This window comes from Lysinibacillus fusiformis (assembly GCF_002845985.1).
GTDB lineage: Bacteria > Bacillota > Bacilli > Bacillales_A > Planococcaceae > Lysinibacillus > Lysinibacillus fusiformis_D.
The window spans coordinates 478,442-501,327 of the sequence record NZ_PDFK01000002.1; the positions used below are offsets into that span (position 1 = coordinate 478,442).

Annotated in this window: 20 protein-coding genes and 1 riboswitch; of the genes, 4 read left to right on the forward strand and 16 right to left on the reverse strand. The window is 38.0% G+C overall.

All coding sequences use genetic code 11. The annotated features are described in order from the left end of the window. Positions 1-25 precede the first annotated feature (25 nt). Positions 26-991 (forward strand): AI-2E family transporter, encoded by a 966-nt coding sequence (locus tag CRI88_RS08335; RefSeq protein WP_082673687.1) that lies wholly within the window; start codon positions 26-28, stop codon positions 989-991. Here CRI88_RS08335 and CRI88_RS08340 read toward each other — a convergent pair. From CRI88_RS08340 to CRI88_RS08375, 8 genes are all read right to left on the reverse strand, one after another. Further along, positions 975-1,364 (reverse strand): FxsA family protein, encoded by a 390-nt coding sequence (locus CRI88_RS08340; RefSeq protein WP_051891590.1) that lies wholly within the window; start codon positions 1,362-1,364, stop codon positions 975-977. The genes CRI88_RS08335 and CRI88_RS08340 overlap by 17 nt on opposite strands. A gap of 201 nt (positions 1,365-1,565) precedes the next feature. Next, positions 1,566-3,326 (reverse strand): pyruvate kinase, encoded by a 1,761-nt coding sequence (pyk, locus tag CRI88_RS08345; RefSeq protein ID WP_058843384.1) that lies wholly within the window; start codon positions 3,324-3,326, stop codon positions 1,566-1,568. Positions 3,327-3,352: 26 nt separating this feature from the next. Next, entirely contained in the window at positions 3,353-4,312 is a 960-nt protein-coding gene (gene pfkA / locus CRI88_RS08350) for a 6-phosphofructokinase (RefSeq protein WP_036118919.1), read from the reverse strand. Between the two features lie 323 nt (positions 4,313-4,635). Further along, positions 4,636-5,592 carry an acetyl-CoA carboxylase carboxyltransferase subunit alpha gene (locus CRI88_RS08355; RefSeq protein WP_036118918.1) on the reverse strand — a complete coding sequence of 319 codons (957 nt, stop codon included), beginning with the start codon at positions 5,590-5,592 and terminating at the stop codon, positions 4,636-4,638. Then, positions 5,585-6,442 carry an acetyl-CoA carboxylase, carboxyltransferase subunit beta gene (gene accD, locus CRI88_RS08360; protein ID WP_036118916.1) on the reverse strand — a complete coding sequence of 286 codons (858 nt, stop codon included), beginning with the start codon at positions 6,440-6,442 and terminating at the stop codon, positions 5,585-5,587. The genes CRI88_RS08355 and accD overlap by 8 nt, the downstream gene beginning before the upstream one ends. A 24-nt stretch (positions 6,443-6,466) precedes the next feature. After that, entirely contained in the window at positions 6,467-7,108 is a 642-nt protein-coding gene (locus CRI88_RS08365) for a FadR/GntR family transcriptional regulator (protein ID WP_036118914.1), read from the reverse strand. A 131-nt stretch (positions 7,109-7,239) separates the two neighbouring features. Beyond that, positions 7,240-10,302 carry a DNA polymerase III subunit alpha gene (gene dnaE / locus CRI88_RS08370; RefSeq protein WP_257982881.1) on the reverse strand — a complete coding sequence of 1,021 codons (3,063 nt, stop codon included), beginning with the start codon at positions 10,300-10,302 and terminating at the stop codon, positions 7,240-7,242. A gap of 43 nt (positions 10,303-10,345) precedes the next feature. Further along, positions 10,346-11,290 carry a DHH family phosphoesterase gene (locus tag CRI88_RS08375; RefSeq protein WP_036118911.1) on the reverse strand — a complete coding sequence of 315 codons (945 nt, stop codon included), beginning with the start codon at positions 11,288-11,290 and terminating at the stop codon, positions 10,346-10,348. Between the two features lie 90 nt (positions 11,291-11,380). On the opposite strand from CRI88_RS08375, the gene CRI88_RS08380 reads away from it, so the two are divergent. Beyond that, a complete protein-coding gene (locus CRI88_RS08380; RefSeq protein WP_058843386.1) occupies positions 11,381-11,686 on the forward strand; it encodes a YtpI family protein in 306 nt (101 codons plus the stop codon). A 56-nt stretch (positions 11,687-11,742) separates the two neighbouring features. Here the strand turns inward: CRI88_RS08380 and CRI88_RS08385 are convergent, their stop codons facing one another. After that, the gene (locus tag CRI88_RS08385; RefSeq protein WP_058843387.1) at positions 11,743-13,050 is read right to left on the reverse strand and encodes a DRTGG domain-containing protein; all 1,308 of its coding nucleotides are present in this window, start codon (positions 13,048-13,050) and stop codon (positions 11,743-11,745) included. A gap of 152 nt (positions 13,051-13,202) precedes the next feature. Beyond that, positions 13,203-13,886: a metal-dependent hydrolase gene (locus CRI88_RS08390; protein WP_036118905.1), complete on the reverse strand. Its 684-nt coding sequence runs from the start codon at positions 13,884-13,886 to the stop codon at positions 13,203-13,205. Between the two features lie 233 nt (positions 13,887-14,119). Between CRI88_RS08390 and CRI88_RS08395 the strand changes: the two genes are divergently transcribed. Then, complete coding sequence (locus CRI88_RS08395; protein ID WP_058843388.1) at positions 14,120-15,208, forward strand: M24 family metallopeptidase; 1,089 nt, start codon at positions 14,120-14,122, stop codon at positions 15,206-15,208. Between the two features lie 47 nt (positions 15,209-15,255). On the opposite strand, the gene ald is transcribed toward CRI88_RS08395, so the two are convergent. Further along, positions 15,256-16,371 (reverse strand): alanine dehydrogenase, encoded by a 1,116-nt coding sequence (gene ald, locus CRI88_RS08400; RefSeq protein ID WP_036118902.1) that lies wholly within the window; start codon positions 16,369-16,371, stop codon positions 15,256-15,258. A gap of 425 nt (positions 16,372-16,796) precedes the next feature. Between ald and CRI88_RS08405 the strand changes: the two genes are divergently transcribed. After that, positions 16,797-17,246, forward strand: coding sequence for a universal stress protein (locus tag CRI88_RS08405; protein ID WP_036118901.1), 450 nt, complete (start codon positions 16,797-16,799; stop codon positions 17,244-17,246). Between the two features lie 209 nt (positions 17,247-17,455). Here the strand turns inward: CRI88_RS08405 and CRI88_RS08410 are convergent, their stop codons facing one another. The 5 genes from CRI88_RS08410 to mbcS form a co-directional block, all read right to left on the reverse strand. Continuing rightward, entirely contained in the window at positions 17,456-18,385 is a 930-nt protein-coding gene (locus tag CRI88_RS08410) for a class I SAM-dependent methyltransferase (protein ID WP_036118900.1), read from the reverse strand. 90 nt (positions 18,386-18,475) lie between these two features. Continuing rightward, entirely contained in the window at positions 18,476-18,979 is a 504-nt protein-coding gene (gene tpx, locus CRI88_RS08415) for a thiol peroxidase (protein WP_058843389.1), read from the reverse strand. A gap of 134 nt (positions 18,980-19,113) precedes the next feature. Beyond that, complete coding sequence (locus CRI88_RS08420) at positions 19,114-19,740, reverse strand: RDD family protein (RefSeq protein WP_036118898.1); 627 nt, start codon at positions 19,738-19,740, stop codon at positions 19,114-19,116. A gap of 12 nt (positions 19,741-19,752) precedes the next feature. Next, the gene (sppA, locus tag CRI88_RS08425) at positions 19,753-20,766 is read right to left on the reverse strand and encodes a signal peptide peptidase SppA (RefSeq protein ID WP_036118896.1); all 1,014 of its coding nucleotides are present in this window, start codon (positions 20,764-20,766) and stop codon (positions 19,753-19,755) included. Positions 20,767-20,932: 166 nt separating this feature from the next. After that, positions 20,933-22,534: an acyl-CoA synthetase MbcS gene (gene mbcS / locus CRI88_RS08430; RefSeq protein ID WP_058843390.1), complete on the reverse strand. Its 1,602-nt coding sequence runs from the start codon at positions 22,532-22,534 to the stop codon at positions 20,933-20,935. Positions 22,535-22,724: 190 nt separating this feature from the next. After that, positions 22,725-22,822: riboswitch (TPP riboswitch) on the forward strand. Positions 22,823-22,886 lie beyond the last annotated feature (64 nt).

Here is a 22,886-nt window from a genome sequence, read left to right on the forward strand (position 1 = left end):
ATTGATTTGAGGTGAATTTGTAAAAATGAGGAATTTAAAGTATTTTTCATATGAAAGAACTACAAGTGTTTTACTTTTTATTTTTTATTTAGTAATACTTTGGTTTGTATTACCTGTTTCACTTGCAATTTTTTTATCCTTTTCGACGTATCCTGTTATAAATTTCTTACATAAATATTGTAGGATTGCCTATTGGATCGCAGCAATTATTGTGGAAGTACTCATATTAACTTGTATTTTTCTTCTTGTCGTCATATCCATTAACAGTATCATTGTTATCTTTCCAGAAATTCGAGAGACATTACAAAATTTCCCGCTTTTTAGTGAATATGAATCCATGTTTGTACAAGTATTAAAAGAAAAGTCACTGTCCATATTTGATTCTATCATCATTTACACAGCAGATCTTTTCCAAGTATTAATGAAGCATGTTATCGAGGTGTTTATTTTTTTAGTCGCTTATTATTTCGCTTTATTAGAAACACGGAAATCACGCTATTGGTTTTTTCAATATGTCCCTAAGAAATATCGCCATGAGTGGCAATCTCATTTTGCAAAAATCATGCAACTCTTTCATTACTTCTTATTCGTGGAGTTTCAATTATTCACCATTACCCTACTAATCCTTTGTGCAGGGTTTATGATCCTCCAGTTTGAACAAGCCATCATTAAAGCTTTTATTGTAGCATTTGCAGATGTATTACCATTTTTCGGAATCGGTGTTTTTCTTGTACCAATGAGCATTTATTTTTATTTCAACGGCAACACCTTTTTATGTGTAGCCATTTTACTACTGTATTTATTTGTTCAATTAACAAGGCAGCTAGCTGATTCAATGCTTTGGTCCAATACGCTACAATTACGTACATTCCATACATTTTTTATCAGTGCTGCCTCTATTCTATTGTTTGGCTTTTATGGGATCTTGCTTAGCCCTATCTTTTTATTTTTAGCAGTAAAGCTAAAGGAAAACTCTATCTTTGAACGATAATGAATTGGCCTTTTTTCATTTTTTTACGCATCCAGTAATAGACAACTGGTTGGAACATTTTTCGAGAAAATGGCATGAGCAATAGTAGACCAATCAGATCTGTTAAAAATCCTGGTAATGCTAAAAGCAAACCACCACTAAACGTTAGTAATGCATCCACTAAAGCAGCACCTGGTGCCTCTCCGCGTGCCAACGTATTTTTTACATTTTGGACAGAATTCATACCCTTATTCTTCATGACATAAATACCAATAACGCTCGTTGCAATAATGAGCAATAAAGTACTTAAAACACCAATATTTTGTCCAATGACTATTAATAACGCCAATTCGGCTAAAGCGTAGACAACGAAACCAAGAAAAATTTTACGCATATTTTTCTCCTTTCTACATGAAAAGCTATACCTTTTATACGTTATTATAGCCCATTTAGTTTCATAAAAAAATGAATACCCTCATTCAAAGAGAATGTCTATTCCTTAGTATTGATAGAGAAAAGAAGTTACCACAAAATGTGTACAACCTTATTTAAAAGCTCTAGTACAAAAAATCGCACTAGAGCTTTTCGTTACTTGTTAAAGAACACTCGCATGTCCTTTGTAAATAACTCCTGTTTCAGCGTCCATTGTAATCTCTTGATCATGACGTATTAATGTTGTTGCTTCTTTTACGCCCACAATTACTGGAATACCAAGGCTTAGACCAACAACTGCTGCATGACTCGTTAGACCACCTTCTTCAGTAATCAGACCAATACAATTTTCTATAGCTGGCATCATATCTCGATCAGATCCAACTGTTACAAGGATGCATCCTTCTGTATCGTAAGCAAGTGCCTCAGCAGCATTTTTGGCAACGACTGTCTTCCCTACAACGGAGGCTTTGCCAATCCCTTGACCACGAGCTAGTAAATCTCCGATAATGTGTACTTTCATTAAGTTTGTTGTACCTGCTTCACCTACTGGCACACCCGCTGTAATGACAACAGCATCTCCGTGCGTAACGAAACCATGTTTCAAGCTTTCATCTACAGCTAGCTCTAAAATTTCATCTGTTGTTGTCACTCGTTGACAAACAATTGGATACACACCCCATACTAATGTTAAAGTATTGGCTGTATTTGGAGAGCCTGTCACTGCAACAATTTGCACACCTGGTCGATACTTGGCGATCATTCTTGCTGTATTACCACTTTCAGTTGGTGCTAATACGGCTTTTACCCCTAAATTGATAGATGTATATGCTACTGCTTGAGAGATAGCCTCCGTCATATTCGCTTCTTTTTCACGACTACGGGCAGAAACAATTTTTCGATAGTCTAAAGAATTTTCAGTATGCTGTGCAATTTTATTCATTGTTTGAACTGATTCTACTGGATAAAGACCCGCAGCAGTTTCACCTGATAGCATGATGGCATCTGTTCCATCGATGATTGCGTTCGCTACATCACTTGCTTCTGCACGTGTTGGACGTGGGTTACGCTGCATAGAATCTAACATTTGTGTTGCCGTAATAACCGGTTTACCTACTTGATTACATTTTAAAATCAATTTCTTTTGAACAAGTGGTACTTCTTCTGCTGGAATTTCAACACCAAGATCTCCACGAGCAACCATTAATCCATCAGATACTAGGATGATTTCGTCGATATTATCGACACCCTCTTGGTTCTCGATTTTCGGGATAATTTGAATATGACTACCACCATTTTGTTCAAGCAATTCACGGATTTCAAGCACATCCTTTGCACGACGAACAAATGAAGCAGCAATAAAGTCTACACCTTGCTCAATACCGAATAGAATATCTTGCGCGTCTTTTTCTGTGATCCCTGGTAGCTGTACAGAAACACCTGGTACATTTACACCTTTTTTATTTTTTAGGACGCCAGCATTTTCAACAATCGTATGAATTAAACCTTTTTCCAGATCAGTTGCTAATACGCGTAACTGAATAAGACCATCATCAAGTAAAATAATTGAGTTTTGCTCAACATCTTCAATTAAACGCTCATATGTGACAGAGAAGCTTGTCTCAGTACCTTCTACTTCAGTCATTGAAATATCAATCACTTGGCCTGCTACTAAATGTAGCTCACCATTTTTCATATTATGTGTACGAATTTCAGGTCCTTTTGTATCAAGTAAAATTCCTACTGGTTTGTTTAACTTTTGTGCCACTTCACGAATTAATTGAATACGCCCTGCATGTTCTTCATGAGATCCGTGTGAAAAATTCAAGCGGGCTACATTCATACCTGCTTCCATTAATTTTTCTAAAGTTTCTGCCGACTCACTTGCAGGTCCGATTGTACATACGATTTTTGTTTTTCTCATTTTTGCCCACTCCGTTTTATAACAAATTATATTGATAGTTCTTTCATTAGTGTATAAAGGCTTACATCTGCCTCATGATTTTTTTCAAAAGCTTCTGGCATATCATAATCAATGACTTGGTGATTACGAATACCTACTGCTCGACCAGCCTTGCCTTCCATTAGCAATTCAACTGCATGTGCACCAAATTGACTTGCCAATACTCGATCTCGTGCGGTCGGTGAACCGCCTCGTTGAATATGACCTAGCACTGAAACGCGTGTTTCTTTTCCTGTTTTTTCATTTAACAACTTTGCCAGCTCACTGCCAGACATGACCCCTTCTGCTACAATAATAATGCTATGTTTTTTACCACGTGCAGCTCCACGGTCTAAGCGTGCTACAATATCATCTAAATTATAATCTTCCTCTGGAATTAACACTGTTTCAGCACCAGCAGCAAGGCCTGCCCACAAGGCGATATCACCTGCATCACGCCCCATGACCTCAACAATGAAAGAATTTTCATGAGATGTAGCTGTATCTCGGATTTTATCGATGGATTCTACGACTGTATTAAGAGCCGTATCAAAACCGATTGTATATTCCGTTCCTGGAATATCGTTGTCGATTGTTCCTGGCACCCCTACAACAGGGAAACCTTTTTTTACTAAATCCATTGCACCTCGATAAGACCCGTCACCACCAATGACAACAAGTCCTTCAATTCCAGCAGCTCTTAAATTGTCAATACCTTGTTGTTGGATAGCATCCTCTTTAAACTCTGGACATCTGGCCGAATTTAAATGCGTACCACCACGCTGAATAATACCACCAACTGCACCTAAATCAAGTTCTTCCATATATCCTTTTATTAAGCCTTCATAACCATGCTTAATTCCGACAACATCAATCCCATGAAACGCTGCCTTACGAACGACCGCTCGAATAGCCGCGTTCATTCCAGGCGCATCTCCACCACTAGTTAATACAGCAATTTTTTTCATTGTCGAACCTCCTGCAGTTACTATTATTATTCACATTAACATGAAAAAACAAACTATGTAAGGGCTCTGAGGATACAAAAACATAACTTTTACATAAAAAATGAAAAGAATGCGCTTTCACACACTCTTTCCATTCCAAAACATCCTAAATCTAACATTTCTTCAAGAAGTCTGGCGTTTATCATGCGCTATTATCTTCTTTAATTTTTATAGCCTTTTAATATGTTAAGATACAAATTTTGTCTCTTTACGAGCAAATTTATACGCTTAGATTTTTTATACACGATCAGATAAGAGCATTCATTTGTTATGAACAACTATGTTTACGCTTCTGTATATTGTCCTATTTTTTTGAATTTTTCATAACGATCTTCAATTAATTGTTCTCCATTTAGAGAATTTAATGTATGAAGTGTGTCGCTAATGCATTCTTTAATAGAAAGAGCCTGTTTTGCCACATTGCGATGGGCACCACCGATTATTTCAGGGATAATGCCATCTATTACACCAAGTTCTTTTAAATCTGGTGCTGTAATGCGCATAGCTTCTGCCGCTTGCTTAGCAAGGCTACCATCACGCCATAGAATTGAAGCTGCGCCTTCAGGAGAAATAACGGAATATGTTGAGTTCTCTAGCATAAAGACACGGTTTGCTACACCTAGTGCTAGTGCACCACCACTTCCTCCTTCACCAATGACGATACTAATAACAGGTACAGTTAAGCCTGCCATTTCAACAAGATTTCTAGCAATTGCTTCACTTTGTCCTCGTTCTTCAGCAGCTTTACCTGGGTAAGCACCTTTTGTATCAATAAAACAAATAATCGGTCGCTTAAATTTTTCAGCTTGCTTCATCAAACGTAGCGCTTTACGATAGCCCTCTGGATGCGGCATACCAAAATTACGGCGTATATTTTCTTTTGTCGATTTACCACGCTGATGACCAATAATCGTTACTGGCTGCCCTTCAAAAATGGCAATCCCACCTAGAATAGCTGCATCGTCACCAAACGTACGGTCACCATGCAGTTCAATAAAGTCTTCACACATCGCTTCAATATATTGTAAAGTTGTTGGTCTTTCTGGGTGTCTTGCTACCTGCACACGATCCCAAGGCTTCATATTGGCATAAATCGATTGCTCTAATTGCGATAAACGTGTTTCAAGCTTTTCGATTTCTCCTGACATATCTACATCTGCTTCAGCAGCAATTGTTTTTAATTCATCAATTTTCTCTCGTAATTGTACGACTGGTTCTTCAAATGCTAAATTTTTAGGCATGTTGGACGCCACCTTTCGTATGCATTTTTACAAGTAATGAAACTTGCTTACGTAAATCCTTGCGAGGGAAGATAGCATCAAGCTGACCATGCTCTAATAAAAATTCTGCTGTTTGGAAATCGCTTGGCAATTTTTCTCTTACTGTTTCTTCAATAACACGACGACCTGCAAAGCCAATTAATGCTTGTGGCTCGGCAATATTTATATCACCAACAGAAGCAAAGCTTGCGGAAACTCCACCCGTTGTTGGATGCGTTAAAATAGAAATGAACAATAAACCATGATCACTGTGACGCTTTAAAGCCACACTTGTTTTAGCCATCTGCATTAATGACAATACGCCCTCTTGCATACGAGCACCACCACTAGCAGTAAAGATGATAAATGGCACACCTAATGCTGTTGCCTTTTCTATTGCTCGCGTGATTTTTTCACCCACAACGGAGCCCATTGAACCCATGCGGAAATGAGAATCCATAATTGCTACGACGATTTCTTCGCCATCTAACGTTCCGACACCCGTTAGGACAGCCTCATTTAAACCTGTTTTCTCTTGGTCGGCTGAAATTTTTTCTACATAGGCTGGGAAATTAAGGGGATTACTTGTTTGTAAATGATCATCCATTGATTCGAATGAGCCTTCATCTAAAAAATAGTCCACACGCTCTTGTGCTGTCATTTTGAAATGGTGACTACATTTTGTACATACTTTATCGTTTTTTTCTAATTCCTTTGTCAGTTGAATGTGACGACATTCAGGACATTTCGTCATTAACCCTTCTGGAAATGTCTTTTCTTGTCCGTCCTCTTTCTTTTTTCGATTACCACTAAATAAGCTGCGTATTGCCATGTTCGACTCCCCCTTTGTTGTTAGCTAAATGCTTTGTACAGTACTCATCCACTGTTCATAAGCTTTCAATGCTTCTTTTTCGTACCCAAGCTGCATCGATTTTAACATCGTTTGAATGATTAATTTTTCATCTTCTGTTGAGTTTCGATTTAAACGGTCGCCATCATAAGCTGCTAATTGAAACCAGATTTTTAAAGAAAGACGATTCCCTGTCGTAATCAATAACTCTCGTAAAATATCTCGACAATTAACCGCTCCCTCTATTTCTAGTTTCACAAAAAAACTATCCCACACAGGTAGTGTGCGAAGAATCTCTGTACAACTTATTACGCGGATTGCTTCCATTTCATGAATTTGTCGCGTTAATGCGACATCTTTCTTCGATTTTTCATCTTCTAATATAAACATCGACAGTATTTCTACGAGCTGATGCTTATGTGTGGACGCAAGAAAAGTACCACCACCGTGTCTTGTTTCAATAAGCCCTAGCAATTCTAAGCTTCGCAAAGCCTCTCTCACAGAGGATCGCCCGACACCTAGACGCTCTGATAGAACTCGTTCGGAGGGTAGTTTTTCACCTGCTTGGATTTTTTCCATTTTAATGAGTTGACGTAGTTGTTGGACGATTTCTAAAAACACTTTTTTTTGTTCGGTTTTTTTATCCATACGACTAACTCCCCTTATCAAAAAAGTGGTCTGACCACTTTTTAACGTTGATTCTAGCTTACAAAAGAACCGTTCAAAAGTAAAGGAAAAACTGCATAAAATTTATGCAGTTTCTATATTCTTGTTTCATTTCATATCTTTTTTGTCGCTTGTGCATGTTTTACTTTGATTTGTAGCTTACCAAAACGCCTCTCCAACACACCATCAATTACTAGCATCTCATCCTCTAGCAATAAATCTTGGACAAGTTGAAAAACTTGAGGGAATAATGTAATCGAAACAGCTCCATACTCATCCTGTAGCTGAACGAAAGCCATTTGCTCCCCTTTTTTTGTACGAATTTTTTTCACTTCTTCAATCATACCAATCATTTTTACATAACTACCGTCACGAAGTTGCTTTAACTCGCGACAAGTACTATTGACATCATGCCAGTGTAGTCTTTCTTGTGCTACTGGATGGGTAGAAATATAAAAGCCTAAGCTTTCCTTCTCATGTACTAATTTTTCCTTTTGAGACATCTCTTCTGCCTGCATATATTTTGGCTTACCAAAACTAAGTGTCATAGCTGATGCCAGATCTATATCTTCAGTAGGTCTTAATAACTCCGCATGTTTTAAGGCTGCGTCTACTGTCATGAGAAGAACAGCCCTGTCCTTCTCAAGATAATCAAGCGCTCCAGCATAGATTAATGCTTCCATCACTTTGGCTTTAAAATGCTGTGCACTTAAGGCAACAGCCAAATCAAACATATTATTCAGTACTTCTGGACTTGTTTGACGTAGCGTATTCACTTTTTCTATCAGAGTATGGGGCACACCTTTGATGCCAGATAAGCTGTAGCGAATACCTTCATTTTCTACTGTAAAATACTTTGTACTGTTTTTTAAAGAAGGTGGATAAAATGGGATGCCTTTATCCTTTGCCTCATGGACAAGTTGTTGAATCTTATCGACATTACCTGTTGCATTAGATAATAACGCTGCATAAAAGCTTCGAGGGAAATGCGCCTTTAAATAGGCCATTTGATAGGAAATGACACTATAGGCAACCGCATGACTTTTAGGGAAACCATAATCCGCAAAACGCACAATCAGTTCATAGACTTCTTCCGCTACTTGCTGATCAAAGCCTTGCTGTAATGCCCCTTGAATAAATGCAGCACGTTGCTCCTCTAAAACTTGACGATCTTTTTTACTCACTGCACGGCGCAGTAAATCGGCTTGTCCCATTGTAAATCCTGCGAGAACTGAGGCAATTTTGATAATCTGCTCTTGATAGACAATTACACCAAATGTCTCTTGTAAAATAGGCTCTAACACTGGATGGGGCATCGTAACCATTTCTTTACCAGCTTTTCTTCTTGCATAGACCGCAATAAAATCCATTGGACCTGGACGATAAAGTGCATTTATAGCTACAATATCTAAAAAGTTCGTAGGATGGATATCACGTAAAGCTTGTTTCATTCCGTCTGATTCTAATTGAAAAATCCCTAGTGTATCCCCTTTTTGTAAAAGTTGAAACGTCTTTTCATCATGCATAGGGATTCGTTCAAATTCTATCCAAGGTCCTCCCGCTTTATAAATAGACCAACGTATTTGCTCTAAAATGGTGAGATTACGCAAGCCTAAAAAATCCATTTTGACGAGACCGCACGCTTCAATATCCCCCATCGGCCATTGCGTACTATAAATACCATCATGCCCTTCTTCAATTGGTACCGTATTCACTAATGGCGAAGGGGCGATGACAATACCAGCTGCATGTGTAGAGGAATTTCTAGGCAGACCTTCTAATTTTAGCGCTACCTCGAACCATCGCTGATGCTTTTCATTGTCCGCAAGCCAGTTTTGAAAGTCATGTGAATCTGCCATAGCTCTTTGCAATGTAATACCAGGCTTATTTGGAATCATCTTCGAAATTTTTTCTAATGTCTCTGCCTCAAAACCAAAAACCCTTGCAACATCCCTCGCAACTGCCTTTGCAGACAGTGTGCCAAATGTAATAATTTGCGCAACATTGGCTTTGCCATATTTTTGGGCAACATACTGAATCACTTGATGTCTTTTACTATCAACAAAATCAATATCAATATCAGGTAAAGTAATTCTTTCAGGGTTTAAAAAACGTTCAAATAATAAACCATAGGCAAGTGGATCTACTTGTGTAATGGCGAGGCTATATGCCACAAGGGAACCTGCGGACGAACCACGACCAGGTCCAGTCAAAATGCGATTTTCTTTCGCATAGCGCATAAAATCCGCGACAACTAAAAAATAGTCAGCAAAGCCCATGGAACAAATAATTTCAAGCTCATATTGTAGCCGTTCCCGATAGGCTGTAGGTATCGTCATTTGCTGAAATCTTTCTTCTAATCCTGTAAATGCTTCCTTCATCAGCAAGCTTTCAGCTGTTTCATCTACAGGTACAGGAAATTTAGGCATTTGCACAGACATTTCAGGTACAACAGCTTTACAGCTAGCGAGCATTTGTACACTTGCTTCAAGCCACTGTGGATGATCAGCAAACCAATTTTGCCATTCATCTGCTGTCGGTGCAAAATAGCCTTGCACATCGGCCGTTAGCATAGTGTTTCCTAGCTTATCACCTGTATCAATTGCTCTTGCTACTTCATAAGCAAAATGATCTTCTGGACGTAAAAAATAACAGCTTTGAGTGGCAACAAGCGGAATAGACTGTTCTTCGCACCAAATCACTATTTCTTCTTCATTCGCTGTTTTTACTCCATCTGGTCTAGCGATGCCCACATATAATTGCTGTTGAAATAGCTGAATTAAAGCAGTGACCGCAGTATGCCAATCCTCTAAATCTGCAAAATCATTTGTGGAAAGCAGAGCTATACAACCCGCTGCGTATCCCTCAAGCCACTTCCAAGGCAACACTTCGTCTTGTCTAATGGATATAGCACTACTAATCTTTAATAGCTGTTGATAGCCCTCCTGCGTTTGTGCATACAGAACAAGAGGGATGGTTTTCTCATGCCACTGTACGTTAACGGAAAGCCCAATGACAGCGTGGATACTTGCTTGCTGCAATGCTTTACAAAAAGGCAAAAGCCCGTACAATTTCGTATTAACGATTGCACAGGCCTGTGTCTTTTGCTCTTGTAAAAAAGGAATCAATTGCTCAAGCCGAATTGTGCTTTTCAATAAATCCGCGCTCGTATACATTTTCGTATATACATGTGTCAAATGAATCCCTTCCTTTTCTCTGTTAATGATACGCCTTACACATTTCTTGTAATCTTGAAATAACGTGGTCAGCTTCCTCCCATGAATAAGCTGTCGCACCAGATGCAAGCGGATGTCCTCCACCATTAAATTCTTTTGCTAATGTATTAATAACAGGTCCCTTCGAACGTAGACGTACTCGTATTTGATCTACTTCTTCAATGAAAACAACCCACGCGCATATCCCTTTAACACTGCCAAGGCAGCCTACTAATAAAGAGGCCTCAGATGGCACTGTATTATACTCAGCTAACAATTCCTTTGTTAGCTTTACATAGGCAGCTCCATGCTCATCCATTGTAAAGTTTTGATATATATAGCCTTGTAAATTAAGTAGCTTTTGCTCCATTTCATACATACCATCAAAAATTTGATTTCGATCAAAATCATATGTAATCAGCTCTGAAGCCACTTTAAATGTTTTCGCTGTCGTGCTTGGGAACTGGAATCTTCCTGTATCCCCTACAATTCCTGCAAATAATAGGCGTGCAGCAGCATCTGTAAGTTGCCAGCTAGCAACTGCCTTGCCTTCTTCATACAATTCATAAATCATTTCACTGCATGAGCTTGCTGTCGTATCTACCCATAATAAGTCACCATATGCATCGTCATTTGGGTGGTGATCAATTTTTATCACCATTTTTCCTTTTGTATAGCGTTGATCGTCAACCCGCTCTGTATTGGCCGTGTCTGTGACAATCACTAAAGCATTGTCGTACATATCATCTGCTATTTCATCAGGCTGTGCCATAAACGATAAGGAAGCGTCATGTTCACCAACAGCAAAGACCTTTTTCTCAGGGTAGTTGGCTAAAATAATCTCTTTTAAACCTTGCTGAGAACCATAAGCATCCGGATCTGGACGTACATGACGATGAATAATGATTGTTTCAAAGGCCTTAATTGTGTCGATGATTTGTCTTTTCACCTTAAATTCCTCCAAAATGATAGTAAGAACCGTTAGCATTTTTTTATAATTATCGTTACAATAATGTCTAGTTATGCTAGGAGGTTTACTATGCTCAATTTAATATTTGTATTTGCGATTATCATATCTTTTGTTTTTTATTTCTATTTTAAAACAAAACAATTCCGTTCTCCACTACCAATTACTAAAAATTGGTATAAAAGTAAGGCGAATATCGGCTTAGGTTCCTTAATTTTATCCTTCGCTTTAAATCAAGCTTATTTATTCCCAGGCTTATTTACATTTATTATTGTAGCAATTCTTGTCGCACTAGGCATCTTAGTTGTTATAGAAAATATAAAAAAAGCACGCCATTATGGGCAATTTGTTGAGGAAGAATTCCGCATTAATCAATAATATATGTAACAAAGGGATGACCAAGCAATTGCGCTAGGCCATCCCTTTTTCAATACTTAACGTTCTAATAGTTGGAACATCATCATTGCCTTACCGACAAGCATTTGTTGATTATACACTTCGAAGTCCATTTTCACAAACTTACGACTCATGTCTAAAATGCGAGGCTTAACCGTAAGCGTACTTTCCATTTGAACCGGCTTAATAAAATAAATAGTCATATTCTCAGCCACTGCATCACCACGTTTACGGCGTTTTAAGGCAAATGAACCAACTTCAGCTAGTAAAGTTGTAAAAGCACCATATGAAATGGCCCCATATTGATTGGTCATTTGTGGTGTGACTTTAAACTCTACTATTAGTTCTTCATCACCCAGTACCTTCATCTCATTTTTCACTAAATCATCAATCGTTTCACCATGCTGAGGCTGTCTTTGTGCTAATTGCAGCGCCTTAAGTACATCCTGACGACTAATAACACCTTGCAAAATATTGTCATCATCAACAATTGGTAAGAGATCAATCCCTTCCCAAATCATACGATGCCCAGCAGAAGCTACACTCATTTTCATGGAACCAGCAATCGGATTTTTTGTCATTACTTTTTCAACTAGCTCGTTCTCTTCACGACCAATAACGTCTTTTACGGTAATCATCCCGACTAATTTATTTTGATGTGTGACAACAGGAAATGCACCATGTGTTGTGCGTTCATTTAACTTATGAAAATGATGGATCGTTTCATCATTTTTTAAGGCAGCCGTGTCAGTCATTGGGACATAAATATCTTCAATAAATAAAATATCTTTTTTGATTAATTGGTCATAAATTGCTCGGTTAATCATTGTTGCTACTGTAAACGTATCATAGCTTGTTGAAATAATGGGTAAATCTAATGAATCCGCAAGTATTTTATTATCTTCCGTTGTATCAAAACCGCCAGTGATTAAAACAGCTGCACCCGCTCGAAGTGCATTTTCATGTGCCTTAATCCGGTTACCAACAATCAATAAGCTACCTGCATCTGTATAACGCATCATGTCTTCTAATTGCATTGCACCAATGACAAATTTCGTTAACGTTTTATGTAGACCCGATTTTCCACCTAAAACTTGGCCATCGACAATATTGACAATTTCTGCAAAAGTTAAGCGTTCAATATTTTCTTTCTTTTTTTTCTCAATGCGAATTGTTCCAACACGCTCAATCGAACTTACTAAGCGACGATTTTCCGCTTCCTTTATGGCACGATAAGCCGTCCCTTCACTCACTTGCATTTCTTTCGCTATTTGACGTACTGAAATTTTATCACCCACGGGTAGTGATTCGATGTATTGTAAAATTTTCTCATGTTTTGTAGACAAAATATCACCTATTTCCTAAGCTTCTATTCTGCTCTTAGTGTACCATATTTTTTATAAAAATATTTAATATAAAGTGATCAAATTGTTTAACTTTCCCCATCATTTCAACTACTAGCGTGGTGTCAATTCATATAGTACAGCCCTATCAACGATTAGAAACAGTTTACTTTTTCGCCAGCTTTCAAAATTTGAACCTCTGTATTTTGCACTAAATCTGCAAAAATTTGTGGATCCTGCTCGATTGGTGGGAATGTATTGTAATGAATTGGTACGACAATTTTCGGCTTTAAGAATGAAACCGCGCAAGCTGCATCCTCTGGTCCCATTGTAAAATTATCCCCAATCGGTAAAAATGCAATATCAATAGGGTGTCGTTCGCCAATTAATTTCATATCACTAAATAGAGCTGTATCACCTGCATGATAAATCGTTAATCCCTCAACAAATAATAAAACCCCTGCCGGCATACCCATATAAATTATTTCATTATTTTCTGTTACATAAGATGAACCGTGAAAGGCTTGTGTAAACTTCACCTTACCAAAGTCAAACTCCTTAGCACCACCAATATGCATTGGATGTGCTTTTACACCTTGCCAAGAGATCCAATTAGCTAATTCATTTGGAGCAATGACTAACGCATCTTTTTTCTTCGCTAGCTCCACTGTGTCCCCAACATGATCATTATGCCCATGTGTAAGTACAATAATATCTGGTGCTTCTTCTGCCACCGTTAAGTCTGTTTGCCCATTGCCATTAATAAAAGGGTCAATTAAAATTGTTTTCCCGTTTGTTTGAATTTTGACAACTGAATGTCCATGATAACTAATTTCCATTTTAAAATCCTCCTCGAAAACCAAATTACAGTTCATCATTTTAATTCGCTACTCATGCGCTTTTTCCCTTTTTTTGATATGCTTGTACAGAGAATAATCGTAGTGTTCTCTAACAGCCTTATACCCTGTTAGCGCACAATTATTCAGTACTAGAAAAGGAACATCGACATTGCTTTATAGAGTCGACGCTTTTTTACGTAAAATTTCCCATGTACTAAAAGGAGGACATATTGATGTCAAAGGTCGAAGAAATCCAAAGTTATTTACAGCAACATCACATCGATGCAGCATTTGTAACAACACCTGACAATGTTTTTTACGTTTCAGGCTTTAAAAGTGATCCACATGAAAGATTACTAGGAGTCATGATTTTTAAAGATGCCGAGCCTTTTCTAATTTGTCCACAAATGGAGATTCCAGATGCGAAGGCAGCAGGTTGGTCTTATGAGGTAATCGGCCATCAGGATACTGAAAACTCAATGGACGTTCTTGCGCAAGCAATCATTTCACACCAAGTTAATCCGACTACGTTTGCTATTGAAAAATCGCAACTAATCGTCGAGCGTTTAGAAGCTTTACAGCAATCATTCCCACAGGCTAACTTTGTTCGCCTTGATGAAAAGATTAATGCTATGCGCGTCATCAAAGATGAGACTGAATTAGAAAAATTACGTAAAGCTGCGGAGCTAGCAGACTATGCAATTGAAATCGGTTGTAAGGAGATCGCTGAAGGGAAAACAGAAATGGAAATTCTAACAGCGATTGAAAGTGCTATTCAAGATAAAGGTTGCAAAATGTCCTTTGAAACAATGGTATTAAGTGGTCCAAAAACGGCCTCTCCTCACGGCAAGCCAGGTGCACGTAAAATTGAAAAAGGGGATATGGTATTATTTGACCTTGGGGTTATTTACGATGGCTATTGCTCAGATATTACGCGTACTGTTGCCTTTGGGGAGCCTAGTGAAGCACAGAAGGAAATTTATCACGCTGTTTTAGCTGCCAATACAAATGCTGTCGCAGCTGTAAAACCAGGTATTCGTGCGATGGACTTAGATAAAATTGCACGTGATACTATCACAGAAGCTGGCTATGGTGAATATTTCACTCACCGTCTTGGTCATGGCCTTGGAATTTCTGTGCATGAATTCCCATCCGTTACAGGTGCAAATGAAATGACGATGGAAGAAGGCATGGTCTTTACAATTGAGCCAGGGATTTATAAATCAGATGTGACAGGCGTACGCATTGAGGATGATGTAGTTGTAACGAAAGATGGCGTTGAAGTATTAACAAAATTCCCGAAAGATTTAATTGTTCTATAATTACACACAAAAAAGGAAGCAACTAGTGTAGTGCTTCCTTTTTTGATTTATTGAATTAACTCATCCACTTCGACAAATGGAAGACCTTGTGAATCTGCCACTGCTTTATAGACTAGTTGTCCATCTAATGTATTCACACCTTTTTTCAGTGCCGCATTATCTAGGCAAGCTTGTTTATAGCCTTTGTTTGCAATTTGAAGTGCATATGGAATTGTATTATTTGTTAAAGCAATTGTTGATGTGCGCGGTACTGCTCCTGGCATATTTGCTACTGCATAATGTACTACGCCATGTTTCACGTATGTTGGGTCATCATGAGTTGTCACACGATCAGACGAAGCAAAAATACCGCCTTGGTCAATCGCAATATCGACTACAACAGAGCCAGCTTGCATTGACTGAATCATTTCTTCAGAAACAAGTTTCGGTGCTTTTGCGCCTGGTATTAACACCGCACCAATGACTAAATCTGAATCTTTCACTGATTCTGCAATATTATAAGGATTTGAAATTAATGTTTGAACATCACGACCAAACAGATCTTCTAATTGACGTAAACGTTCTGGGCTTAAATCGATTACTGTCACATCCGCACCCATGCCAACAGCGATTTTTGCAGCATTTGTTCCTGCGATACCACCACCGATTATTGTCACCTTGCCACGCTGCACACCTGAAACGCCACCTAATAAAATACCTTTACCAGCATGGTTTCTTTCTAAGAACTGTGCACCGATTTGCGTAGCCATTTTACCAGCTACTTCACTCATAGGCGTTAACAATGGTAATGAACCGTTTGCTAATTGCACTGTTTCGTAGGCAATACCTACAACCTTTTTATTTAAAAGTGCCTGAGTTAGTTCAACCTCTGGCGCTAAGTGTAAATACGTAAATAAAATTTGACCTTCATAGAAATAATCATATTCAGAAGCTACAGGTTCTTTTACCTTCATGATCATTTCTTGTGACCATGCTTCTTTAGCAGTTTGAACAATATGAGCTCCTGCTGCAATGTAATCAGCATCCGTAAAGCTTGACCCTAAGCCTGCTCCAGTTTCAATGTATACCTCATGACCTGCGTGTGTTAAAGTTACAACTCCTGCTGGTGTCATGGCTACACGATTCTCATTGTTTTTAATTTCCTTTGGAATACCAATCTTCATTGTTTCCTATCCCCTTCCATAGCATAAAAAATAAGCATCATTATTATGTAACTAAGAATTGATGCACCCCTTGCCATTCCATATTACCAAACAAATGCAAAAAAAGCTTTAACTAAAGCAAATACAAATAAAATTTCTAACATTTATAAAATACTAAATATTTAAACGATGAATAATGGTATAAATTATTATATTTGAAAACTAAAAAGACGGCTATAACAGTTGCTAACGAAGTAAATACTTCCACAAGTTCTACCGATCAAAAGGCGTTTACACGCTGTAAATAGTGGGAATTAAGTAAGTGTATATAATTGACATTTTGAAATGAAATGTCTTCACTTTTTCATATTTTTCTTTCGGAAAGTATTTCCTTTAGAAAATCATTTGGTATAATCAACATATACAAATCAGGGAGGTTTTTCAAAATGGCTAATCATTATAAAAGCATTGTTGTTGCAGTAGACGGCTCAAAAGAAGCTGAATATGCATTTCGTAAGTCAATTGATGTTGCAAAACGAAACGAAGGTGCTGTCTTAAATCTAGTAAATGTTATTGATACACGTTCATTCGCTGCAATCGAAGCATATGACCGTTCCATTGCAGAACGTGCTCAAGCATTCTCTGAAGAGCTATTAAATGGTTACAAAAAACAAGCTGAAGATGAAGGCTTAACAAACGTTAATCTTATCATTGAGTACGGCTCTCCTAAAAATATCATTACAAAAGAGCTTTCTAAAGTCGTAGACGCAGATCTAATCATTTGTGGTGCAACTGGTCTAAATGCAGTTGAACGCTTCCTAATCGGTTCAGTATCTGAAGCAATTGTACGTTCAGCTAAATGTGACGTACTTGTTATCCGTACACCAGAAAACTAATTCGCAATACATAAAAAGGTATCCTTCCATAGGATACCTTTTTACATTGTGTTGAAAAACAAAACGATCACTAGAATTTCTATGAAGGGTGAAAAAGGCTTTTCATTCTAAAGGACGCTGGTCCAACAGAAATCACCCTCACCTTACCAAAAGGTCTTTTTCTGCTAGTAGTAACATCATCTTTTTACTTATGTCGGCTTCCAGAGCAATTATTTGCCCTCTTTCCACATCTTCACTTTTTCAAAGAACAGCGCAAGAGCTTGCTTATTCTGCATATTCGGTACTTTTGCTAATAGTACCTCTTTAGGTGCTTTCAATTCCTTTGCTTGCTTTTGCAAAATCACAATACTTTTTTCTAATGCCTTATTGGCAAACATAGCCTCAGGTAATTGAATAATGGCTTGAATCCAAGCATGCTTTTGAATGTACTTGTGTAGTTGCTTAGATTGCTCGGAGTCAAAAAGATGTGATGGTGCAAGGAAAAATAAATAGCCGCCATCCTTTGTATAATTCATCGATTGCTCAATGAATAGATGATGAGCATAACTCATCCCCTCTGCTGCGCATAATTCATAATCGAGTGCTACTTCTTCATTAGGATAATAGCCTACAGGTAAATCACAAACAACGGCATCCACTGGGTTTACCAATAAATCTTCTAAGGCATCTTGACGGTATAAGGAAATAGGCTGTTCTGTTAAATCAGCAGTAGCAGCAGCAAGACGAATTAATAGCTCGTCAACCTCTACGCCTGTCGCTTCCACTTTTCCATCTAATAAATTCATGACTGTTAGTAGTAAATTCCCCGTACCTACGGCTGGGTCCATAATTGACATTTTTTCGTTTGCAAGGCGCTCTTCAAATATTTGCTCCACAAAATAGCCAACTAGTAACCCTAACGTATCAGGTGTCATTTGATGGTTTGGCTGCGACCCTTTGCGCATTCCTTTTAAAATAGCGATTTGAATAGCTTTGCGAATATCCTCTTTTGTTGCATCCTTTTGTGAAAAATTCACTTCGCCATCAAGCCATGCCTCGAGACCATCTAGCAACCCTTCTAACAATGTTAAATCTTGTTCTTTTTCGATCTTTTCAGCATGCTCATTTAGCAGACCAAATAATTTCTCGATATTTTCCATATTTAAACTTCCTTTCACGCAGAAAAGAGCCGTGACAAACTCTCGTCACAGCCCCTTTGTCTAGTATTATCTTAGCCTAAAAGCAGCTCATTATGCTAGTGCTTTAACAGCTGCAATGGCCGCTTCATAGTTTGGATGATCTGTAGCTTCAGGTACATATTCAACATATGTTACTTTATTATTTGCATCCACAACGAATACTGCACGTGTCAGAAGACGTAATTCTTGAATGTACACGCCATACGCTTCACCAAATGAAAGATCGCGGTGATCTGATACAGTTTGCACTGCATCAATACCTGCTGCACCACACCAACGCTTTTGAGCGAATGGAAGATCGACAGATACTGTATAAATAACTACATTGTCACCCAGGTTAGCTGCTTCTTCATTAAAACGGCGTGTTTGTGCATCACATACACCAGTATCTAATGATGGTACAACACTAAATAGACGAATTTTGCCTTCTGAATCATTTAATGTTACAGGTGATAGGTCATTCGCTAATACCGTAAAATTTGGAGCTTGATCGCCCACCTTTACTTCATTTCCTACTAGTGTTACTGGACCATTTTTAAATGTTACTTGTGCCATATAAACGCCTCCTTATTTCATATGTACATAATATTACTAAATGAAGGGAATTAATTGCAACTAAGATAGCTTACTTTAGAAGAACTAGCTTAGAAATAGGAAAGACTGTCTCGAATTAGGAGACAGCCTTTTGTTTATTGTTCATTTTTTTCCTCTAGCTTGGCTAGTTCTATTTTTTCCTCTTGCACAGTCGTTTCTATCTGCTCTTGCTGTTTTGGCAAAGCGGCTGGTGCTGGATCCTTTTCAACAAAGACTTTTTCGTGCACCACTGCTGTATCTGCAAAATAATCATGTAACCCTTGATTTTCTGGTAAAATGACTACCAAAATATACAAAGGCATAAAAATATTATTGATAATGCGGCCAATCCAATCACGGAATAACACATCTGACCAAGTAAGCTTATCATGCTTTAATGAAATAACACGTAAGCCAAAAACCATTTTTCCAAGTGTTTGCCCAAAGAACTTTGTCATCAGTACAAAATAGCTATAATAGAGGATCGCTGTGATGATTGAAATCGGTGCATACCAAACAGATTCTGATAAGGACCAATCCATTAGATAAAAGATAGGATTGATAAGTATTCCAACTACAGCAGAAATAATGAATCCATCTAATAAAAATGCCCAAAACCGAATCCAAAAACCAGCCGTTTTTAAAGCATAGTTTTTATGCTTTATTGACTCATCTGGAGCGTTCATAAGAAAGCCATTTTCCATAGAGGGTGAACCTTGCATAACAAATTCATTGTTTGTCATTGTACTCCCTCCTTAGTATTCCCCGTATAAATACATCATTTTCGGTGCACTGTAGTCGGTCATAATTTTCATTAGCATTTTTTCTTCTGCAGATGGACCAAACATGGAGCCAATTTTCATCCCAACGTATGATTGCCAGCCTCCCATATCGTACGCATACTCAAATAAAGCAGCATCTTCCAGTCCATAATCTGCACGTAGAGCAGCGATGGCTGCTTCTTCATCACCAATTTCATCGATTAAACCTGCTTCAAGCGCTTTTGTGCCACCAAGAATACGACCATCTGCAACCTTCTTCACTTCTGCTTCAGACATATTACGTCCCTGCTCTACAATGTCTACAAATTCTTCATACGTTTCATTAATCATATCCTGCATCATTGCACGTTCTTCTGGTGTCACTTCACGCATTGGGCTTAGCATATCCTTATGCTCCCCTGATTTAAACGTTTCAAATTTAACACCTACTTTTTCAGCCAATGCTTGGTAGTTAATGGATTGCATAATGACGCCAATTGAGCCTGTTATTGTATCACGATGGGCAAAGATTTTATCTGCAGGTGCTGAAATATAATAACCACCTGATGCTGCCATCGAATCCATCGATACATAAATTGGAATTTGTCGTTCTTCTTTAATTTTTAGCAGCTTTTTATAGATTTCTGCAGATTCTTTCACACCACCACCTGGAGAATTGACGCTTAAAACAACGCCCTGTATCGAATCATCATACAAAATATTATCCAATTGCTCTAAGAAAAATGTATGATCATAGGCAACTGGTTGCCATAATGTACTTGAGCCGATATCTTGAATCGCTCCATCTACCTTTAAATAAGCAATTCGCTTATCAAAATTGTCCCCTTCAATGACATTTTCATATACATCTAAATTATTCCCAGCCATCAAACTATCAAAATTACCTAGGAAATCTGCTTTAAATAGGGCAAAAATGGTGTTAATTCCTAATGAAAATAGTAAAAGAACACCTGCGACTACTAAAGCAACCCACCTTTTTACATTCATGTCTTTCCGCCTCCTCAACACGTAATACGAATGACTTGCTTATTTGTTTCATTTTTTTGCAATAATATGCAAAAAGCTTGTTGCTATTTATTTCCTCATATTACCTTACCTAAAAAAATAAAAAAAATCAAAGTCCATACCTTTGCATGAACTTTGATTTTCGACATTATTTCCTAGGAAATGATGATGAATGGCATTGCTTTGTTTCTTGCTGTCGTAATTCAACTCGTCGAATTTTTCCAGAGGATGTTTTGGGTAGCTCTTCGACAAATTCAATAGCACGTGGATATTTATATGGGGCAGTCAATGATTTCACATGACTTTGAAGTGTTTGAATAAGTGTTTCATCACCAATTTCACCATTACGAAGAACAATAAATGCCTTTACAATATTTCCTCGAACTTTATCTGGACTGGCAATGACAGCAGCTTCTTTCACAGTTGGATGCTTCATCAAAGCATCCTCTACTTCAAAGGGACCAATTGTATAACCAGAGGAGATAATGACATCATCTCCTCGACCCTCAAACCAAAAGTAGCCATCTTCATCTTTGTAGGCACGATCTCCTGTTATATACCAATCACCACGGAATTGTAAATTTGTACGTTCAGGATCATTTAAATATTTTTTAAAGAGAGCTGGTGTTTCACGATGAACAGCAATATCACCCACCTCTCCCACTGCAACGGGATTGCCGAAATCGTTAATAATATTAACGGTGTTGCCAGGAGTAGGTTTTCCCATTGAGCCAACTCGCGCCTCCATCCCTACCATTGTACCAACAAGTAATGTATTTTCCGTTTGACCATAGCCATCTCGCACTTGTAAATGGAATGTTTCTGAAAATACGTTGATAACCTCACTATTTAATGGTTCACCTGCTGATACAGCTTGGCGAATTGCATGTAAATCATATGCGTGTAAATTTTCAAGTGATGCCATAAAACGATATTCAGTTGGTGTACAGCATAATACATTGATTTTGAATTTTTCAAGCAGTGCCAAATAGGAAGCCGCATCAAATTTACCTTTGTAAACAAATGCAGTAGCACCACTGCCTAATGTAGCGAGAAAGGGACTCCATATCCATTTTTGCCATCCAGGTGCTGCTGTTGCCCAAACAATATCATTTTCTTGTACACCTAACCAATGTGGTGCTGTTGTTCGTAAATGAGCATAGCCCCAGCTGTGTGTATGTACCGCTGCCTTCGGGTTACCTGTTGTGCCGCTTGTATAGGCTAAAAATGCATTATCAGTACTTTTTGTCGGAGTCGGATTTATGTAAGTTGTAGGTTGATGGTGCATTTTTTCTAGTAAAGGCTGCCAAGGCTCATGTGCTTGTCCTATAACAAATTGCTGTATACCCTGTAAATTTCCAACTTCATCAAATTGTTCAATATAGGGCTCATAGGCAACAACCCCTTTAGCATTGGCGTGATGAATGCGATACTCAATATCTTTTGTTCTTAACATTTCTGAGCTTGGAATGATGGTTAAACCTGCTTTTAATGCTGCAATATAAACAATATATGCTTCCACTGAGCGTGGTACCATCACTAAAATCACATCACCCTTCGTTAAACCTTGTAAGGTGAAAACATGTGCTGCTTGATTCGCTTTTTCCATCAAATGTGCATATGTAATAAATTGTACAGCTTGATTTTCTTCATAAATAATTAAAGCATTTTTCGTTGCATCCTGAGCATATTTTTCAATTTCCTCTGTTATGTTATACCATTCTGGTGCAACTAAATCTTGTCTTTTCATGGCAAATGCCCCCTTTTGCTATGACACATTATAAAACTCCTTTTTCAGTATTTTCAATGGTTTACGCTTAATTTAGGTAAAGTCATGACAACTATCATACCTAGCTATATGGCATCAGTCACGTTTTGTCGATAGGAAAACTAGCTATTGAATACAAATGAAAAGTATGGTACATTTTGGTCAACTAAAAGCAAAATTGCAGGGGGACTCGAAAGAGTTGAGAAGGTAAAACCTGACCCTTTGAACCTGTTAGTTAATACTGACGTAGGGAGCAACAAACATCGATTTTTTCAGATGAAAGGCTCTTTTTCGTGTATTTTTACATAAAAAGAGCTTTTTTTGCATGCTTACG

Excerpts from the sequence above, each read along its gene's own strand:
- CRI88_RS08365 (WP_036118914.1), bottom strand. The coding sequence starts at position 7,108 with ATGGATAAAAAAACCGAACAAAAAAAAGTGTTTTTAGAAATCGTCCAA.
- CRI88_RS08340 (WP_051891590.1), bottom strand. The coding sequence starts at position 1,364 with ATGCGTAAAATTTTTCTTGGTTTCGTTGTCTACGCTTTAGCCGAATTG.
- ald (WP_036118902.1), bottom strand. The coding sequence starts at position 16,371 with ATGAAGATTGGTATTCCAAAGGAAATTAAAAACAATGAGAATCGTGTA.
- CRI88_RS08420 (WP_036118898.1), bottom strand. The coding sequence starts at position 19,740 with ATGACAAACAATGAATTTGTTATGCAAGGTTCACCCTCTATGGAAAAT.
- tpx (WP_058843389.1), bottom strand. The coding sequence starts at position 18,979 with ATGGCACAAGTAACATTTAAAAATGGTCCAGTAACACTAGTAGGAAAT.
- CRI88_RS08395 (WP_058843388.1), top strand. The coding sequence starts at position 14,120 with ATGTCAAAGGTCGAAGAAATCCAAAGTTATTTACAGCAACATCACATC.
- pfkA (WP_036118919.1), bottom strand. The coding sequence starts at position 4,312 with ATGAAAAAAATTGCTGTATTAACTAGTGGTGGAGATGCGCCTGGAATG.
- CRI88_RS08390 (WP_036118905.1), bottom strand. The coding sequence starts at position 13,886 with ATGGAAATTAGTTATCATGGACATTCAGTTGTCAAAATTCAAACAAAC.
- CRI88_RS08355 (WP_036118918.1), bottom strand. The coding sequence starts at position 5,592 with ATGCCTAAAAATTTAGCATTTGAAGAACCAGTCGTACAATTACGAGAG.
- accD (WP_036118916.1), bottom strand. The coding sequence starts at position 6,442 with ATGGCAATACGCAGCTTATTTAGTGGTAATCGAAAAAAGAAAGAGGAC.
- CRI88_RS08410 (WP_036118900.1), bottom strand. The coding sequence starts at position 18,385 with ATGGAAAATATCGAGAAATTATTTGGTCTGCTAAATGAGCATGCTGAA.
- mbcS (WP_058843390.1), bottom strand. The coding sequence starts at position 22,534 with ATGAAAAGACAAGATTTAGTTGCACCAGAATGGTATAACATAACAGAG.
- CRI88_RS08380 (WP_058843386.1), top strand. The coding sequence starts at position 11,381 with ATGCTCAATTTAATATTTGTATTTGCGATTATCATATCTTTTGTTTTT.
- dnaE (WP_257982881.1), bottom strand. The coding sequence starts at position 10,302 with ATGTATACGAGCGCGGATTTATTGAAAAGCACAATTCGGCTTGAGCAA.
- sppA (WP_036118896.1), bottom strand. The coding sequence starts at position 20,766 with ATGAATGTAAAAAGGTGGGTTGCTTTAGTAGTCGCAGGTGTTCTTTTA.
- CRI88_RS08405 (WP_036118901.1), top strand. The coding sequence starts at position 16,797 with ATGGCTAATCATTATAAAAGCATTGTTGTTGCAGTAGACGGCTCAAAA.
- CRI88_RS08335 (WP_082673687.1), top strand. The coding sequence starts at position 26 with ATGAGGAATTTAAAGTATTTTTCATATGAAAGAACTACAAGTGTTTTA.
- pyk (WP_058843384.1), bottom strand. The coding sequence starts at position 3,326 with ATGAGAAAAACAAAAATCGTATGTACAATCGGACCTGCAAGTGAGTCG.